Annotated in this window: 14 protein-coding genes; 3 read left to right on the forward strand and 11 right to left on the reverse strand. The window is 34.9% G+C overall.

Annotation, left to right across the window (positions count from 1 at the left end):
- The first annotated feature begins 695 nt into the window (after positions 1-695).
- Positions 696-1,364: a deoxynucleoside kinase gene (locus ACF3NF_RS04430; RefSeq protein WP_394022345.1), complete on the forward strand. Its 669-nt coding sequence runs from the start codon at positions 696-698 to the stop codon at positions 1,362-1,364.
- Positions 1,365-1,406: 42 nt separating this feature from the next.
- On the opposite strand, the gene ACF3NF_RS04435 is transcribed toward ACF3NF_RS04430, so the two are convergent.
- Positions 1,407-3,710 (reverse strand): class I SAM-dependent DNA methyltransferase, encoded by a 2,304-nt coding sequence (locus tag ACF3NF_RS04435; RefSeq protein ID WP_394022346.1) that lies wholly within the window; start codon positions 3,708-3,710, stop codon positions 1,407-1,409.
- Positions 3,711-3,743: 33 nt separating this feature from the next.
- A complete protein-coding gene (locus ACF3NF_RS04440; protein WP_394022347.1) occupies positions 3,744-4,169 on the reverse strand; it encodes a type IIL restriction-modification enzyme MmeI in 426 nt (141 codons plus the stop codon).
- Between the two features lie 104 nt (positions 4,170-4,273).
- On the opposite strand from ACF3NF_RS04440, the gene ACF3NF_RS04445 reads away from it, so the two are divergent.
- Both ACF3NF_RS04445 and ACF3NF_RS04450 read left to right on the forward strand, forming a co-directional pair.
- Positions 4,274-4,516, forward strand: coding sequence for a type II toxin-antitoxin system Phd/YefM family antitoxin (locus ACF3NF_RS04445; protein WP_394022348.1), 243 nt, complete (start codon positions 4,274-4,276; stop codon positions 4,514-4,516).
- Positions 4,513-4,905 (forward strand): type II toxin-antitoxin system death-on-curing family toxin, encoded by a 393-nt coding sequence (locus ACF3NF_RS04450; protein ID WP_394022349.1) that lies wholly within the window; start codon positions 4,513-4,515, stop codon positions 4,903-4,905. Before ACF3NF_RS04445 ends, ACF3NF_RS04450 begins: the two co-directional genes overlap by 4 nt.
- A 26-nt stretch (positions 4,906-4,931) precedes the next feature.
- On the opposite strand, the gene ACF3NF_RS04455 is transcribed toward ACF3NF_RS04450, so the two are convergent.
- The 9 genes from ACF3NF_RS04455 to dnaN form a co-directional block, all read right to left on the reverse strand.
- Positions 4,932-6,404 carry an aldehyde dehydrogenase family protein gene (locus tag ACF3NF_RS04455; RefSeq protein ID WP_394022350.1) on the reverse strand — a complete coding sequence of 491 codons (1,473 nt, stop codon included), beginning with the start codon at positions 6,402-6,404 and terminating at the stop codon, positions 4,932-4,934.
- A gap of 162 nt (positions 6,405-6,566) precedes the next feature.
- Positions 6,567-7,355 (reverse strand): SigB/SigF/SigG family RNA polymerase sigma factor, encoded by a 789-nt coding sequence (locus tag ACF3NF_RS04460; RefSeq protein WP_394022351.1) that lies wholly within the window; start codon positions 7,353-7,355, stop codon positions 6,567-6,569.
- Positions 7,355-7,690: an ATP-binding protein gene (locus ACF3NF_RS04465; RefSeq protein ID WP_262121155.1), complete on the reverse strand. Its 336-nt coding sequence runs from the start codon at positions 7,688-7,690 to the stop codon at positions 7,355-7,357. The genes ACF3NF_RS04460 and ACF3NF_RS04465 overlap by 1 nt, the downstream gene beginning before the upstream one ends.
- Before the next feature lie 3 nt (positions 7,691-7,693).
- Complete coding sequence (locus tag ACF3NF_RS04470) at positions 7,694-7,996, reverse strand: STAS domain-containing protein (RefSeq protein WP_394022352.1); 303 nt, start codon at positions 7,994-7,996, stop codon at positions 7,694-7,696.
- Complete coding sequence (gyrA, locus tag ACF3NF_RS04475; protein ID WP_394022353.1) at positions 7,989-10,451, reverse strand: DNA gyrase subunit A; 2,463 nt, start codon at positions 10,449-10,451, stop codon at positions 7,989-7,991. Before gyrA ends, ACF3NF_RS04470 begins: the two co-directional genes overlap by 8 nt.
- A gap of 8 nt (positions 10,452-10,459) precedes the next feature.
- Positions 10,460-12,361, reverse strand: coding sequence for a DNA topoisomerase (ATP-hydrolyzing) subunit B (gene gyrB / locus ACF3NF_RS04480; protein WP_394022354.1), 1,902 nt, complete (start codon positions 12,359-12,361; stop codon positions 10,460-10,462).
- 16 nt (positions 12,362-12,377) lie between these two features.
- On the reverse strand, positions 12,378-13,457 hold the full coding sequence (gene recF, locus ACF3NF_RS04485; protein ID WP_394022355.1) for a DNA replication/repair protein RecF: 1,080 nt from the start codon (positions 13,455-13,457) through the stop codon (positions 12,378-12,380).
- Positions 13,457-13,663, reverse strand: a complete 207-nt coding sequence (locus ACF3NF_RS04490; RefSeq protein ID WP_394022356.1) for an RNA-binding S4 domain-containing protein — start codon at positions 13,661-13,663, stop codon at positions 13,457-13,459. Before ACF3NF_RS04490 ends, recF begins: the two co-directional genes overlap by 1 nt.
- Positions 13,664-13,679: 16 nt before the next feature.
- Positions 13,680-14,792, reverse strand: a complete 1,113-nt coding sequence (dnaN, locus tag ACF3NF_RS04495; protein ID WP_394022357.1) for a DNA polymerase III subunit beta — start codon at positions 14,790-14,792, stop codon at positions 13,680-13,682.
- Between the last annotated feature and the right edge of the window lie 200 nt (positions 14,793-14,992).

A 14,992-nucleotide genomic window follows, 5' to 3' on the forward strand; every position in this document is an offset into this window, starting at 1 on the left:
TAGTAAAAACCAAGGCTAAATAAAGATTAAAATAAAAAGGGTTTTTTTAGATTATAAATTTTCCCTCTTAGAACGTATAACGTTAAGCAATTCCTAAAAACTCTCCCACGCAGGGATCGTTTAGGGGAAAAACAAGTCCTTCCGGTTAATGAAGTGACTTCTAAAATCGAAATAGAAATTAAGCTACTGTACAAATTTAATTACTAAAATTTTTTAAACTAATGACTAAAGATTTGCTTCGGTAATTAAATGAATTATTAATTTGATTTATCACTCCGAATTCTGGGGAGCAGGGCCGTAGGGGCTGCAGAGGCCCCTCTGGCCCTTCCCCAGACCCCCGACCCATTTCACCCCCTCTGCTCCTGCGGAGAGCAATGAGCAGTAGAAGTTCGCTTCGCGAATTCTTTTTTATTATTTTGTAGGCTTTTGAAAAAAGCCCACATTTTCCCTTAAAAACGGACATCGCAAAGCGATTCCTACCAAAAAACGCACCCCGCGCAGGGGTCGTTAGGGTGAGTTTGTTGGGGGTTTGGGGGCACTTTGGAGGGCGAATCGAAACGCCCTTAAAGTGGCCCCCAATAAACGAAGTAACAAACTAAATAATTAAATTAAATTTACTTACCAAACAAAAATCAATTAATAAATAAAATTTTAATCGATAAATATTTAGCAAAATATTTAAAACAAGGAGACCTATGACAGTGATAGTATTAGCTGGAATGATAGCAGCTGGCAAGTCAACAGTATCAGCAAAACTTGCCCACGAACTTGGCACAGACCTAATGATAGAGCCAGTAGATGAAAATCCCATCCTGCCTCTTTATTATAACAACAAAGAAAAATACGCATTTTTGCTTCAAATATATTTTTTAAACGAAAGATTTAAATTAATAAAAAAGGCCCTAAAAAATAATAAAAACGTCCTCGACCGTAGCATCTACGAAGATGAACTATTTACCAGGATAAATCTAATGGAGAATAACATCACCCAGGTAGAATACGATGTCTACAAAGACCTTTTAGACAATATGCTAGAAGAAATCGAAGACATGCCCAAAAAAGCTCCAGACTTGCTGGTTTATCTTGACATAACATTTGAAAAGTTTTTATCAAATCTAGCCAAAAGAGGCCGAGTTTTTGAACAAATAGATGAAAATACAGAAAAAGGCAAAAAAGACCTAGCCTACTTCAAACTCCTCCACTCCGAATACCAAAAATGGTACGAAGAATACAATTACTCCCCAAAAATCAAAATCGATATGAACAAATACGATGTAAACAAAAAAGAAGATTGGGATCAGGTTTTCAAATTAATAATGGATGCCTTTGATGAGAGTCTAAGAGACCAAGAGAAAGATAAATAAAAATAAACCCATAGGATCCTATGGGTTTTCTTGTGCAAAAAATTATTTTTGATTTACCAAGTCTTGGTACATTTTCATAAGCTCAGCCACACACTCAGACTCAGTCATAGTACGCCAGTCAAAACCATAGGCTTCCATGACTGCCTTGTCATTTTCTTGGTGGGCACGTCGAAGTTCCTTTGGCATAGTAAGCTCATCATATAAGTCTGCCAATGATGATGCTGGATAAAGGTCACGGGCATCGAGGATAGCTTGGGCAGTTTTTTCTATTTTTTGTTTTTGTTCTTGGCTTGGGTCTGGCCATGGGAAGTTGTTGTAGACAAACGGTGAATATCTATATCTCATTTCTAATCTTCCCGCAACAAATCTCATCCATCCCATATGAACGTTTGATAATAAAACACCAAACAAATATATTTCTTTACTATTTAATATCTGAGTGGAGTCACTAGCTATTAAATTTTTATCTACATATCCAATTGGTATATACTTTCTTCTCTCTGATGAAACTCTTGGTATAATTAAATAATCGTTTTTAGGTTGTCTTATTTGTGTAAATAAATATGGAATTTCAGCATCTTTTTGCACTGATTTCGTTGGAGATGTTAATCTTTTATCCCTAACATTTTCTAATCTTTTTCTTATTTCAGGAATATTTCTATATTCGGTTGGGTTTATATCTACTAACCATAGGCAATATCTAGTCTTATTATTAATGTAATCATCAGCACCGGCATATTTTTTTAATAAATGTCCTTTTGTAGGATATTTTTTTATAAACTCTTCAAATTCTTTTTGTGAGAATATTAAATTTCCTCCATCAGTTGGCTGGCTTCCTTTTATCATTTTAGGAACATTGCCTTTAGGCTTACCTCTACTTTCTAATATTATATCAGGAGCATCTAACAAATAGTTATTTATTCTTTTAGCTTTTTTTATTCCATTTTTAGAGTCGAAAATATATTTATTTTCTTTAGAAAACTTAAAAAAGCTAAATCCTATTATTACACAGTGAACAGCTGCTTTAAATTTAGCTTCGCTGTTCCAAACAAATGAATGATATGCAAAATCTATAGAGTATTTATCTGAAAATAGTTCAGTCATCAGTACTGCTTGCTCACCTTGAACTATAGAGTTTGTAGATACAAATGCAACGTGGATTCTTTGATTATTGATATATTCCATGGCTTTTTTGTACCAAGCTACAACATAATCTAGCTTTTTAAAATTACCTTGATTAAATATTATATCCATATCCTTTTGTTGTATTTTTGACCTATTTTGATGTCCAACAAAAGGCGGATTACCCATTATATAATCCAAATCATCTTTAGCCACTACTTCTTCCCAGTCCATCCTTAAGGCATTGCCTTCTACTATGTTGGCGTAGGATTTGAGTGGCAAAAAGTCTATGTTTGCGTGAATGATTTCCTCTGTTTCTTTCATCATTTGGTCTTCTGATATCCATAGGGCAGTTTTTGCTACTGTTACTGCAAAGTCATTTATTTCTATACCATAAAATTGATTTAGGCTTACTTTGATGGGATTTTCTACATCTCCCATAAATATTTGGTCACCAAAACGGGTTTTGATGGCTTCATTTTCTAGTTTTCTAAGGGATATATAGGTTTCTGTAAGAAAGTTCCCACTACCTGCTGCTGGATCTAGGAATTTTAGGCTGGCTAGCTTGTTTTGAAAAGCTTCTAGTTTGCTATTTCTGATTTTTTCTGTCTTTATGGCCTTGATTTGGTCGAATTCTTCGTTTAAGTCGTTTAAAAATAGGGGATCAATTACCTTGTGGATATTTTCTATGGATGTGTAGTGCATGCCTCCTGCACGGCGGGTTTCTGGGTTTAGGGTGGATTCGAATACTGACCCAAAGATGGTTGGGGAGATTTTGCTCCAATCAAAGCCTCGGCTGGCTTTTTCTAAAATAATGTCTCGGATAAAGGGATTTAGCCTTGGGATTTCTATATTTTGCTCGGCAAATAAGCCTCCATTTACATATGGAAATGCTAATAATTCTGGGTCGAGGTATGGGTCTCTTTTATCTTCTGGCTGATTTAGGATATTAAATAGGCTTATGAGGGCACTCCTAAAGTTACTTTCTTCAAATTTGGCCAGGTAATCATGGAACATATTATGGTGGCCAAATAGTCCTGCATCTTCTGCATAAAAGCAAAATACTAGGCGAACACAAAGTACGTTTAGGTCTTTTAGGGTTTGAGGATCTTTGGGATTGTTGTATTCATTTAAAAGGGCATCATATAAAAAACCTACTATCTCCCCAGCTTGGAGGGAAATTTCCATTTCTTTGATGATATTTTCATCCTTTTTGTCTACCAAAAAGTTCATCCTGTAGGCTTCTTCTGGCAAATCTTATAGGAGGATTTTTTCTGGCTCTCCAGTTGGTTTTTCCATGTCATATATATAAAATTCTTTAAAATTGCTTGTTACTATCCATCTTGGCCTTTTTGAGTATGGCAATTCTGCTGAATATCTTTTGGCTTGTTGGAAGGGAGATAAGAGTGATTTATCTGATTGTAATATTGCCTTATCCAAACTCTTATTTCTAGATTTTTGCTCGATAAGGACATGGGTTTCTGGGATTATGATATCTATAAATGACGCATTATCTATAACGACTTTTTCTTCAAATCTGACATATGAGGTTGGCTGGTCAACTCCGTATACATTTTGGAGTAAATCTAACCAAAATCTCTGACTTTCGGCCTTTTCATTGCCAAGTCCACGCCATCTTTCTACAAATTCTATTGCTTTTTGCTTTTGCTCTCTCTGATTCAAAATTCCACCTCTTTTCCTATTTATTATAGCATAGGTAAAATGTCTCTCAAAATTCGATTTAGGATTATAAGTAGGTATAATATATCCTAATAAGGAGGCTAAACATGAAAATAGATACAAGAACTATGGTTTCTATTACAGAAGCAAACCAAAATTTTTCTAAAGTTGCTAGATTAGTAGATGAGATGGGAGCTGCAGTTATTATGAAAAATAATGCTCCAAAGTATGTAATCCATGAATTTAATCAAAATAATGATGATGATTTTCTCACACAAGAAGAAATCATGAAACTACATGAAAAATATAGCAAAATTAATGATGAAGCATATAAGAAATTAGCAGAATGAAAAAATTTAGTAAAGAAGATATAATTTTACTCCACAAACTTCTTGTAGAGCAATATGGTGGAGATAGTAATATTAGAGACAATGAATTGCTAGATCTATCTATTAATAGTCCTTATCAAACTTTTGACGGTAAAGACCTATACGATGGAGTGGTAAGAAAGGCAGTTCATTTGTGCTATTCTTTGGTTATGAATCATCCATTCGTTGATGGAAACAAGAGAATAGGCGCCCACTGTTTAGTTATCTTATTGGATGCTAATAATTATGCCTTATCATATAGCCAAGATGAACTAATTGATATAATAATGGGCATTGCAAGTTCTAATTTAACTGAAAATGATTTATTAGAATGGGTAGAAAATCACATAAAAAAATCAGACCTCATTTGAGATCTGATTTTTAATTCTTATTTTTCTTAAAACATACCTAGTTTATCTTCTGATCCATCAATCATGATATTTTTAACTTGGGTGTAGGCTTCATAAGCAAGCTTGTCTGTTTCACGGCCGATACCTGATTCTTTGTAACCACCGAATGATGATCCTGCTGGGAATTGGTTGTAGGTGTTTACCCACACTCTTCCTGTTCTTACACCATTAGCTACTTTCATGATTCTATAGATATCATTTGAGTAGATACCACCTGCTAGACCGTATCGAGAGTCATTTGCTTTTTTGATTACGTCTTCTTCGTCTTTAAACTTATCTACTACTACAACTGGTCCAAAGATTTCTTCTTTTACTGCATCGTTATCTTCTGGCACATTTGCAAGAATTGTTGGTGCAAAGAATGCTCCTTTATCTAGGCCATTTTCTGTTAGTGGGTGGCCACCTGTTAGGACTTCACCACCGCTTGCTTTAGCTTTTTCGATAAATTCTTCGATTACTGTAAATCTTTCTTTATCTCTTAGGGCTCCCATTTGTGTTTCTGGGTCTAGTGGGTCTCCAACTTTTACATTTTCAAAGGCTTTTACTAATTTTTCTACAAATTCATCATAGATTGTTTCTTGAATAAATAATCTTGATCCTGCAGAGCACACTTCTCCTTGGTTAAATAGAATACCTACTTGGGCTCCTTCGATTGCTTTTTGCATATCGCAATCATCAAAGATTACGTGAGCTGATTTACCACCTAGCTCAAGAGTAGCTGGGATTAGGTTTTCTGCTGCAGAAATACCTATGTGACGTCCAACTGCTGTTGATCCTGTAAAGGCAAGTTTGTCAAAACCTTTGTGGTGTTGTAGGTATTCACCAGTTTTTGATCCCTTACCTGTTACTAGGTTGATAACTCCTTTTGGCAATACATCTTCGATTAGTCTCATAAATTCTAGTATAGAAAGTGAGGTGTGGCTTGATGGAGAGATTACAATTGTATTTCCTCCAGCAATAGCTGGGGCAAGTTTCCATGCTGCCATTAGTAGTGGGAAGTTCCATGGAATCATTTGTCCAACTACACCTATTGGTTCACGTTTTCTAACTGAGATAAATCTTCCGCCTAGTTTTGTAATTTCATCTTCATCTGCTCTTAGAACTGCTGCAAAGTATTTAAAGTGGTCAGAAACTAGTGGTATGTCTCCACCCTTTGTTTCACGGATTGGTTTACCATTGTCCATTGATTCTAATTCTGCAAGGTAATCTGCATTTTCATCTACTTTTGCTGCTATATCTAAAAGTAGTTGGACTCTTTGCTCCTTGCTCCATGAACCATACTCTCCCTCAAAAGCCTCACGAGCTGCCGCAACTGCCTTGTCCACATCAGCATCATTTGCTGCTGCAAACTCACCAAGTTTTTCTCCTGTAGATGGGCTTATAATGTCAATATATTCTCCACTTTCAGGTTTTATCCATTCACCATTTATAAATAGCTCATATCTGTCTAGTCTTTCCATTTTCCCTCCAAAATAAAATTTTCATAAATTTTCATAAAATTTTCGCTTTTAGGTTTGATATTCATTATCAATCATACCCAATCTTTTCAAAAAGTAAACGTTTACTAAATTATTATCAATAGTGTTTCACGTGAAACACAAAATCCACGGCTTGGCCGTGGATTAGATTGTTTCCATTTTTTCTAATTCTAGTGTGAATTTTTGGACTATTTTCTTTTCTAGCCTTGATACAGTCATTTGGCTGATGTCTAGGGTTTCTGCAATATCTATTTGGGTGCGACCCTCATAGTATCTTAGCTGCAAAATTTCTTTTTCTAGTTCATTTAGCCTTGCAGTTGATTTTTCTATCAAATCTGTAAGTTCTACTGAATCAAAGTTTCTATCTTCTTCGCCTATCATGTCGGCAAGGTCTATAGAATTTTCTCCCTTTTGGACTTGGTATTTCATATCAAGACTTTGTGGTGAGTAAACCTTACTTGCTTCCATGGTTTCGAGTATCGTTTCTTCATCCTCTCCCAAATAATCTGCTATATCTTTTACAGTTGGGGTTCTTTGAAGTTCTTGTGGCAATACTTTTTTGGCGTTATTTATTTTTTTATAAAGGTTTTGGATACGTCTTGGTACTCTTATTACCCAACCCTTATCTCTAAAGTAGCGTTTTAACTCTCCCATTATTGTTGGAGTTGCAAAGGAAGAAAACTCATAGCCTTTTGATGGGTCAAACCTATCTACTGCATAGATTAGTCCAAGGCTTGCAACTTGATAGAGGTCTTCTTTTTCGATTCCCTTTCCTACATATTTGTTTGAAAGGATGTCTACTATATACATATGCTCTTCTATTAGCTCATCACGGAGCTTTTTGTCACGTGTTTTAGAATACTCTTCAAATTTCTTTTTGATTTCTTCTTTGTATGCTTGATCATTTTTATCTGGCTGTTTTTTATCTGTCATTACTTAGCCCTTTGGATGATTTTGATTTCTCCATCATTTATATTTACTTCATCTGCTAGTTCTTTTAAAATCAAATCACGCATTTTGAGTGCTCTTTCATCTAGAGACTTGTCATTGCCTAAGACACGGATTTCAAGATTTTTCTCTGCTGGAAGAAATTCTATAGTCACATCTGTGTCTGATAGTTTGTAGTTAATGGCTTCACTTACCACTACCCTTAAATCTTCCACTTCTTCTATATTAAATCCTAGGTCACTTGCTAGTGATGCTGTAAAAAGTCTGATTGATTTTATATATAGTTTTTTTGGGGGTATTGTTATGCTGATTTTTTCCATTTTCTACTCCATATCAAATAGATCTGTTAAATCAGTTATTTTAAATAATTTTTGGATATTGTCCTTGGCATTGATGATTTTTATTTCTTTGCCATTTTCATTTACCATTTTGTAGATATTCATAAACATACCAAGGCCGGTTGAGTCTAGGTAGTCTAATTCTTTTAAATCTATTCTTACATCCTTATTTGGATTAATCTCTTCATCTATAAATGATTTAAATTCATCTTCTGAATATACATCTAGGTCGCCGATTAATTTTATGGTTTGAATGTCATCTATTGTCTCTATTTTTTTATCAAACATTTTCTTCCTCTACTTCTACTCCAAGGCTAGCATCATATTTAGCAACTGATACGATTTTGTCTGACTCATCTTTCAAATTTTTTAATGTAACTCCCATAGTATTTCTACCTGTGGTTGAAATATCTTTTGCAGTTATTCTAATCATATCACCATTTAGGGATACCATCAATACATCATCATCAAGGTCTACTGGCAGAGTATCTACTACGCAACCTGTTTTTTCTGTAACTTTATGGCATCTGATTCCTTTTCCACCCCTGTTTTGATTGTTGAAGTTATTAAAGGATGTTTTCTTACCAAAACCATTTTCTGTTACAACAAGTAGGTAGGTTTCATCTCCCTTGATATTCATAGCTACTACTTCATCATCTTTGTTTAGCCTTATAGCACGAACACCACGAGCTTGACGGCCCATGCTTCTTACATCTTCTGTATTAAATTGGATAGTCATACCATTTTTGGTTGAAATTATTAGTTCTTCTTCCTTGGCAATGTGGCGGGCAGATATTAGCTTATCTCCCTCTTCTAGGCCTATGGCTATGATTCCATTTCTTTGGATGGATGTAAAGTTATTTGCATCTGTCTTCTTAATTTTACCATATTTTGTTTGAAGTACTATTTGATCATCATCTTCTAGGTCAGAAAGTGGCATAATTTCTGTAATTTTTTCACCTGAATTTAGGGATAAGATATTTATTATGGCTTGACCACGGCTAGTACGGCTTCCTTCTGGGATTTGGTATCCTTTTAAGCTATAAACCCTACCAAATGAAGTGAAAAATAGTAAATCTTCGTGGGTATTTGTAGTCATGATGCGTTTGATAAAGTCATCTTCTTTTGTGTTTGCAGCTGAGATTCCCTTGCCACCGCGATTTTGTACCTTGTAGGTATCTACTGGTAGACGTTTGATGTAACCATCATTTGTAAGAGTAATTAGGATATCTTCTTCCTCAATTAATTCTTCAAGGTCGATTTCTCCCTCATCAGCTACAAGTTTAGTACGGCGTTCATCACCGTATTTTTCTTTAATCTCATTTAATTCTTCTTCGATTAGTTCGATTAATTTTTCTTCTGAGTCCAAAATGCCCATCAAATATGAAATAGTTTCTTCAAGTTCCTTGTTTTCGGCGTTTAGCTTTTCAATTTCAAGTCCTGATAGACGTTTTAATCTCATATCAAGGATTGCTTGAGATTGTAAGTCTGTTAGGCCAAATCTTTCTAGGAATATTCCCTTGATTTGATTATCATCATATGAAGAACGGATGATTTTGATTATTTCATCGATATTATCAATGGCAATTATCAATCCTTCTACTATATGCTTACGTGCTTTGGCACGGTCTAGGTCAAATTGGGTTCTTCTTGTAACAACTTCTTTTTGGTGGTCTATATAATATTTGATTAATTCCTTAAGGGTTAGGACTTTTGGAATGCCATCTACTAGGGCAAGGTTTATAATACCAAAGGTTGTTTCAAGTTGGGTGTATTTGTAAAGATTATTTAAAACAATATTTGCATTTGAATCGCGTTTGATTTCGATTACGATTCTCATACCCTTACGGTCTGACTCATCACGGATATCAGATATACCATCTATTCTCTTATCCTTTACCAAATCAGCAATTTTTTCGATTAGCCTTGCCTTATTCACTTGGTATGGGATTTCTGAAACTATGATTCTTTCACGATTTTTCTTAAATGGTTCTATTTCTGCTATACCGCGTATTTTTACTTTTCCACGGCCAGTTTCGTAGGCTTCCTTGATACCATTTTTTCCTAAAATCTTTGCACCAGTTGGAAAATCTGGTCCTTTTATGATTTGATTTAGTTCTTCAATAGAGATTTCAGGATTTTTCATGTAGGCAATGGATGCATCGATGGCTTCATTTAGGTTGTGAGGAGCCATATTGGTTGCCATACCTACGGCTATACCGCTAGATCCATTTACCAAAAGATTTGGAAATCTAGATGGCAAGATGGTTGGTTCTAGTTCTTCTTCATCAAAGTTTGGCATAAAATCTACGGTGTTTTTGTTAATATCACGTAGCATTTCCTTGGCAATTTTAGACATACGTACTTCTGTATAACGCATTGCCGCTGGGTCATCACCATCTATTGAACCAAAGTTACCTTGTCCTTGGGCAAGGGGATATCTGGTTGAAAAATCTTGGGCAAGTCTTACTAGGGCATCATAAAGGGCTGAGTCACCGTGAGGGTGATATTTACCCATTACTTCCCCAACAACTCTGGCAGATTTTCTAGTTGGTTTGTTTGGATCAAGACCTAGGCCCTCCATACCATAAAGAATTCTTCTATGAACTGGTTTTAGTCCATCGCGTACATCTGGTAGGGCACGAGAAACTATAACTGACATAGAATAATCTAGGTAGGCATCCTTCATCTTGTCTTCTAGATTAACATTTATAATATTATTATCATTTTTAATTTCTGTCATTTTGCCTCCTATACGTCAATATTTGTTACGTATTTGGCGTTTTCTTCGATAAATTCGCGGCGTGGTTCTACCTTTTCTCCCATTAGTAGGGCAAAGGTATCATCAGTTGTTGTTGATTCGTCATCTTCCACAACGCGCAATAAAATCCTATTATCTGGATTCATTGTTGTATCCCAAAGTTGTTCGGCATTCATCTCACCAAGACCCTTATATCTTTGGATTTTGTAAGATTGTTCGCCAATTTCTTTTAAGACCTTATCACGTTCTGCATCTGTATATACATAACGTTCGCTGCGGCCTTGGGAAATTTTATAAAGGGGTGGTTGGGCTACATATACGTGGCCATCATCGATTAAATCCTTCATATATCTATATAGGAAAGTTAAAAGCAGGGTACGGATGTGGGCACCATCGACATCGGCATCTGTCATGATGATGATTTTGCCGTATCTTAGTTTTGAAATATCAAAATCTTTGCCTATTCCTGTACCAAAGGCTGTAATCATTGCCTTTATCTCTTCAGAATTTAAAATTCTATCAAGTTTTGCTTTTTCAACATTTAAGATTTTTCCACGTAATGGCAGGATGGCTTGGGTTTTATTGTCACGGCCACCTTTGGCAGAACCACCAGCAGAGTTACCTTCGACGATAAAGATTTCATTTTCGCCAATATCTGTTGATTGGCAGTCGGCAAGTTTACCTGGAAGGGTAGCGCTATCTAAAATTGATCTTTTACGAGTAAGGTCCCTTGCTTTTCTTGCAGCTTCTCTGGCTCTTCTTGAAGATAGGGCCTTATCTAGGATAGTTGCTGCAACTTTTGGATTTTCTTCTAAAAATGATTCTAATTTGTTAGAGAAAAATGTATCAACAGCTCCCCTTACCTCTGAGTTACCAAGTTTTGCTTTTGTTTGACCCTCAAATTGTGGTTCAGATATTTTTACAGAAACTATGGCTGTCATTCCTTCACGGACATCTTCACCTTGGAGATTGTCTTCATTTTCCTTAAGAATTTTATATTTACGGGCATAATCATTTACACCACGGGTTAGGGCTGATCTAAATCCTGATAGATGTGTACCACCTTCTGGTGTGTAAATATTATTTGCAAAGGTTAGGATATTTTCGCTATATGAATCTGTATATTGGAAAGCAATTTCAATTTCTGTTTCTTCTTGGCTACCTACAAAATGTGGAATAGTTTCCATTATTGGATCTTTGTTGCGGTTTAAATATTCTACAAATTCGCTAACCCCACCGTCGTATTTAAATGTTTGAGTAGATTCATCACGTTCATCTTCAAAAATAATTTGTACTCCAGAATTTAAAAATGCCATTTCACGGAATCTGCGTTCCAAGGTTTTTTTGTCAAATTCTGTTGTTTCAAATATTTCTGCATCTGGTTTGAAGGTGATAGTTGTACCAGTTTCTGATGTTTCTTCTAAAACTTCAAGATCACTTGTAGCGACTCCTCGTTCAAAGCTCATCCTGTAGTGGTGGCCATCTCTTTTGACATCAGCGATTAGGTATTCTGAAAGGGCATTTACTACTGAAACCCCTACCCCGTGTAGTCCACCTGAAAATTGGTAGGCAGATGAGTCAAATTTACCACCAGCGTGAAGAACAGTTAAAACAGTTTCTAGAGTTGATTTTCCAGTTTGTGGGTGTTCTTTTACTGGGATACCTGATCCATCGTCTTCTACACTAATAATATTATCTTCTGATACAGTTACTTTTATGTAATCACAACGACCAGCTAGGGCTTCATCTATGGAGTTGTCTACAACTTCGTAAACCAAATGGTGAAGTCCTTTTTCGCTTGTCGAACCGATATACATCCCAGGTCTTAGACGGACAGGTTCAAGTCCTTCTAAAACCTTAATATTACCGGCATCATAATTAGTTTCTGTCATATTTTTCCTTTCTCATTCAAACATCTAAAATCTTGCCATTTGCAATTTTTCTGATATTTGACTTATCTACCATATCCAAAGACTTGGTGTTGGTAGCTGTTATAATTGTCTGATAGCCCGCTAGGTTTTCCAAAAGAAAATGAGATCTTTTTTCATCTAGCTCTGAGAAAACATCATCAAACAAAATGACAGATTTTTCACCTGTCACTTCCATAATTAGTTTTACTTGGGCAAGTTTTATATTTAAAATTGCGGACCTTTGCTGGCCTTGGGAGCCAAAATTTTTGATGAGTCTATCATCGATTGTAATATCAATCTCATCCTTATGGATTCCCCTTTGGGTAGTCATATATCTAAGGTCATCATTTCTTGCACTTACAAATTTTTGATAATAATCTTCCAAAGAATCAGCATTTATATCTGGATTGTAAATAAGTCTTAAATCCTCCTTGCCTGCTGAAAGTTTGCTGTGATAGTCATTTGCAAATTGGTCGATTATTTTTATAAATTTGGCCCTGCGTTTAAAAATTTTAAAGCCGTATTTAACAAGCCCCTTATCAAAGGCATCCAATTGCTGATTAAAATAAGGAGAATTTTGCTTTTTCAAAAGTTTATTTCTTTGGTAAATTAATTTTTCATACTCTTTTTTGCTATTTTTGTAGGCAAAATCAATGGAGATTATGATTTCATCTATCAAATCACGTCTAAGATTTGGTCCTTCTTTTATAATTAACAAGTCTTCTGGAGTAAATAAAACCAAAGAGAAAAGTGCCTTTAAATCTTTGTTCCTCTCATATTTTACTCCATTTACGCAAATTTTCTTTTCCCCATCTTCAATATCTATTAAAACCTTTTTAAAATACCTGTCTTTTCTTATTAGCCCCCTTAAATGCATGAGGTCTTTGCCAAAGCTAATTATGTCCCTATCACGTATTTTTTTAAAGGATGTGGCATTGGCTAGGTAATATAAGGATTCTAGAAGATTAGTCTTGCCTTGGGCATTGTCTCCCAAAAAAATATTTATACCATCATTAAAATTTACATTCTCATTTTGGTAATTTCTAAAATTTTTAACTTCTATTTCGCTTATCCACATTATATGATTGTTATGCTAATATTATCAAAAATAACCCTATCGCCCTTGTATAATTTTTTGCCAGGGATAAAGCAAGGCTCATCGTTAAGGAGGACTCCTTCTTCTTTGATAATTAGTTTTGCAAGACCACCTGAATGGACTAATTGGGTAGCCTTTAGCAGGTCTTTTAGGGTTATCATTTCAGCTTCAAATTCTAAATTTTCCATAAAATTTCTTTCTTTTTTAATTTGCTAGTCTAACTGGTAATACAAGGTAGGTGAATTCTTCATCTTCATATTTGCTATCTACTGGATAAATTAGGCAAGGATTTAATGAAGATTTGAAAGTTAATTTTATCTTATCAGACTCATTTGCTTTTACACCCTCTTGCATGTAGCGAGCGTTAAAGGCAATGTCTAGGTCTTCACCACTTTGTTCAGTTTCTACAACTTCTTTTACATCTCCCACTTCTGAGTTTGATTTGATAACCATGTGGTTTTCAGCAATTTCTATCCTAATAAGATTTGCTTTTCCTGGATCAGAAAGTACTTGGGCACGGTCAAGGGCACGAGCTAGGCTGTCCCTACTTAAAATAACTGATGTATCAGAAATATCATTTATAATATTTCTGTAGTCTATAAAGTTTTTGTCAATTACTTTGCAATACATAGTAGTCGATTCACTTTTAAATACTATGTCATTTTCATTTTTGAAAATGTAAGTTGTATTATCATCAGAAATTATCCTAGACCATTCCATAAGAGATCTTTTTGGGATAATAAATTCGCTATCTTCAAAGGCTGAAGGATAGTCAATTTTATTTTTCTTAAGCGCCACCCTATAACCATCAAGGGCTACCATATTTAGATAATTTTCCTTTAATTCAAATAAAATTCCTGTTAGGGCAAGTTTTGTTTCATCTATGCTAGTTGCAAATTCTGTTTGTAGGATAGATCTTTTTAATTTATCATTGGCAATTTCTATTGGTTCAGAATCTGGCAATGATAAGTCTTGTTTTTCAAAATATTCAAAGGCTATTAGGTTAAAGTTTGAGTTTTGGCTTCTGATATTTATTTTGCCATCTTTAATTTCGATTTTTACAGTATCATTTGGTAATTTTCTAATGATACCTGAAAATAGATTTGCCTTTACTGCCATTTCACCTTCTTCTTTTACTAGGGCTGGGATAGAAGTTAAAATTGTAATTTCTCCATCAAAAGCAGTCAGTAAGAGTCTATCATCTTTTGCCTCAAAGTATATTAATTCATGAATTTGAATATTGGTATTTTTGCTTACTGCCTTACTTGCTATGTTGATAGCATTCATTAGCTCATTTTGTTTTACTTCAATTTTCATAAAGTGCTCCTCATATAACTATATATATTTAGTAGTATTAGTAGTAGGGGGTGTATATATGTGGATAAGTCTAATTGATGTTTAAAATATGCCAAAATTTTTCCAAAATCGCTTAAGGAAAAGTCTTGGATAACTTTAGTCTTTATCCACATATCCTTTTTCATAGATTGTTAAAATATAAATTTCGACTTATCCACAAT

The organism is Anaerococcus martiniensis (assembly GCF_043187485.1).
GTDB classification, from domain to species: Bacteria; Bacillota; Clostridia; order Tissierellales; family Peptoniphilaceae; genus Anaerococcus; species Anaerococcus martiniensis.

What these genes read in the sequence shown, in the direction of transcription:
- ACF3NF_RS04455 (WP_394022350.1), bottom strand. Translation starts at nt 6,404, where the DNA reads ATGGAAAGACTAGACAGATATGAGCTATTTATAAATGGTGAATGGATA.
- ACF3NF_RS04450 (WP_394022349.1), top strand. Translation starts at nt 4,513, where the DNA reads ATGAAAAAATTTAGTAAAGAAGATATAATTTTACTCCACAAACTTCTT.
- gyrA (WP_394022353.1), bottom strand. Translation starts at nt 10,451, where the DNA reads ATGACAGAAATTAAAAATGATAATAATATTATAAATGTTAATCTAGAA.
- ACF3NF_RS04490 (WP_394022356.1), bottom strand. Translation starts at nt 13,663, where the DNA reads ATGGAAAATTTAGAATTTGAAGCTGAAATGATAACCCTAAAAGACCTG.
- ACF3NF_RS04445 (WP_394022348.1), top strand. Translation starts at nt 4,274, where the DNA reads ATGAAAATAGATACAAGAACTATGGTTTCTATTACAGAAGCAAACCAA.
- gyrB (WP_394022354.1), bottom strand. Translation starts at nt 12,361, where the DNA reads ATGACAGAAACTAATTATGATGCCGGTAATATTAAGGTTTTAGAAGGA.
- recF (WP_394022355.1), bottom strand. Translation starts at nt 13,457, where the DNA reads ATGTGGATAAGCGAAATAGAAGTTAAAAATTTTAGAAATTACCAAAAT.
- ACF3NF_RS04460 (WP_394022351.1), bottom strand. Translation starts at nt 7,355, where the DNA reads ATGACAGATAAAAAACAGCCAGATAAAAATGATCAAGCATACAAAGAA.
- ACF3NF_RS04430 (WP_394022345.1), top strand. Translation starts at nt 696, where the DNA reads ATGACAGTGATAGTATTAGCTGGAATGATAGCAGCTGGCAAGTCAACA.
- ACF3NF_RS04470 (WP_394022352.1), bottom strand. Translation starts at nt 7,996, where the DNA reads ATGTTTGATAAAAAAATAGAGACAATAGATGACATTCAAACCATAAAA.
- dnaN (WP_394022357.1), bottom strand. Translation starts at nt 14,792, where the DNA reads ATGAAAATTGAAGTAAAACAAAATGAGCTAATGAATGCTATCAACATA.
- ACF3NF_RS04465 (WP_262121155.1), bottom strand. Translation starts at nt 7,690, where the DNA reads ATGGAAAAAATCAGCATAACAATACCCCCAAAAAAACTATATATAAAA.